We start from the raw sequence: 2114 nt of genomic DNA, 5'->3' as shown, positions 1-2114 counted from the left end.
TAAACAAGGAGAAAGCACTCAAATGAGTGCTTTCTCCTTGTTTATAATAAATAAAGGGGATTGTGACATGAAAATAATTGATTTAGAGACAGAAAGAAAAAAGAAGGGAAAATTAATGGTAACTATTCCAATTATAGAACTAATATATGGAGAAAAAGGGGAAATTGAATTTAAAGTAGTGGGAAAAAAAGTTGTTCCGCAATCCATGTTAGAGAATTAAACTACTTTCAATTTCTATAGGCTGTAAGGTCGTTAAGTGGGAGATTTCTAAGTACGGAAACCTCGTGGATTTTGATTGATTATGCTATCCCTGTAGTTCCTAAGGCTAAGAGATGAGTTTTCTCCGTTAGTATGGGAGAAAAAGGAGAAAGGAAAGGACATAGCTATTGCGGTTTTAGATACGGGTTGCAATATTAATATAAAGACGTTATTCTTTCCTATGATTTCTCAGAAAGAATAACGCCTTTTTCATTTTAGAGAGTATTTTGTCTTGTTAGCTTGATAGCGATAGGGTAGCGCCATTAAAACGCAAATTTCGTACGCTAAGAGAATTTGGGAAGAGCTAAGGTTCTGATTCCCTTAAAGGACAAAACGAAGGAGAATTCCTAAAAATAAAGTTGTATTCATCTAGGAAAATTAATATGCTCTGAACTAAGAGGTAAGATATTTGCCAACCTTCTTCATATTTTTTGTAGTTGGAGTTAAATACAAAATATTACAGAAGTAGAGACAACATTGATAATTAGATTTAGCCCACTGGTGCGTTGTAACTAGTCTAATAGTAATCTTTCTCGAAGCTCACTGTATTATCGAAAAGAATTGCGCATGCTAATGCATTCATTGCTTATTCTTTAGTTTATTGAATATAATGATCCTATTTCTAAAATAGAAGGATGATAGGATCAATTACTTGTCACTTTAAATTTAATTAAAAAACAATTGTACTAACAGCATGTAGATAATTGTTCCACCTGCTATGGAGAGAAGCATTTGTCTCTTCCATATGTGAAGGATTATTACTACTCCTACTGAAATTAATTCTGGAGCACCATGATTGCCGGATAATAAGTTCAGATCCTTAAAACAGTAAATAACTAAAAGACTTATGACAGCTGAAGGTAGTACCTTACCGAGATACTGGACATATTGCGGAGTAGGTTTATCTGATGGGAACACTAAGAAGGGAAGGAACCTTGTAATCATTGTGCCTAAAACCACTATACCAACTGTTATAACTTGTTGCAGTAAACTCATTGTCACACGGAAACCTCCTCTATGTTCTCTATTGGTTTTTTTAGGATAGTAAGTACTAATAAAATCATAATCATTGCAGGAATTATGAAATTGTTTCCACCAAAAATAATTAGGCTAAATATCGATAATCCCAGTCCTACAAGAGCGCTATAATGCTTTTTCTCCCTCATCCATTGTTCAACAAAAATCACAACGAAAAGTGCTGTCATAACGAAATCTAGTCCTTTTGTATTGAAGTGTACAAGGGAACCAAAAATACCACCAATTGCGGCTCCTATACCCCAATACAAATGATTAAGCAGTGTCACGAAGAACATAAACCAACCCTTATCAACACCTTTTGGAATATCAACAGTAGAATTAATAGAAAAAGATTCATCACATAGTCCAAAAATAAGATAAAACTTTTTCTTACCAGTTCCTTTATACTTATCTAGCATAGAAATACCATAAAATAAATGCCGTGCATTCACCATTAAAGTAAGAAAAAGTGCATGAATTGGATTAAAAGCAACCAGTAATAAATTAGCTGCAATAAATTCCATTGATCCTGCGAATATGATTAAACTCATTAGAATTGGATATATTGCACTGAAACCCAGAGAGTTCATGTAGATTCCATAAGCAATTCCTAAAAATACAAAACCAGCAAAAATAGGTATTGTATAAGGGAAAGCTGCACGGAATGCGATTCTTATTTGATTTCTATTTTTCATATTATTCACATCCTTAATCAAGAGCATTATTGCATACAAATTTAACACATAAAATCCATACAATGAATAAGAAAATTGTATGGATTACAATTTTCTTTAGAGGAATGTGTTATTCTAACTTTAAAATAATGCTGAGTTTATATC

Annotated in this window: 3 protein-coding genes; 1 reads left to right on the top strand and 2 read right to left on the bottom strand. The window is 32.7% G+C overall.

From position 1 onward, the window contains the following. The first annotated feature begins 67 nt into the window (after positions 1-67). On the top strand, positions 68-220 hold the full coding sequence (locus ABWK52_RS28705; RefSeq protein WP_000691090.1) for a hypothetical protein: 153 nt from the start codon (positions 68-70) through the stop codon (positions 218-220). 704 nt (positions 221-924) lie between these two features. On the opposite strand, the gene ABWK52_RS28700 is transcribed toward ABWK52_RS28705, so the two are convergent. Next, a complete protein-coding gene (locus tag ABWK52_RS28700; protein WP_000178819.1) occupies positions 925-1260 on the bottom strand; it encodes a branched-chain amino acid transporter permease in 336 nt (111 codons plus the stop codon). Then, a complete protein-coding gene (gene azlC, locus ABWK52_RS28695; RefSeq protein ID WP_098542307.1) occupies positions 1257-1997 on the bottom strand; it encodes an azaleucine resistance protein AzlC in 741 nt (246 codons plus the stop codon). Before azlC ends, ABWK52_RS28700 begins: the two co-directional genes overlap by 4 nt. Between the last annotated feature and the right edge of the window lie 117 nt (positions 1998-2114).

It is taken from the genome of Bacillus sp. AP50 (assembly GCF_040492675.1).
GTDB classification, from domain to species: Bacteria; Bacillota; Bacilli; order Bacillales; family Bacillaceae_G; genus Bacillus_A; species Bacillus_A cereus.
Note: the sequence above shows the minus strand (reverse complement) of the source record. Positions and strands in the feature narration are given on the sequence as shown.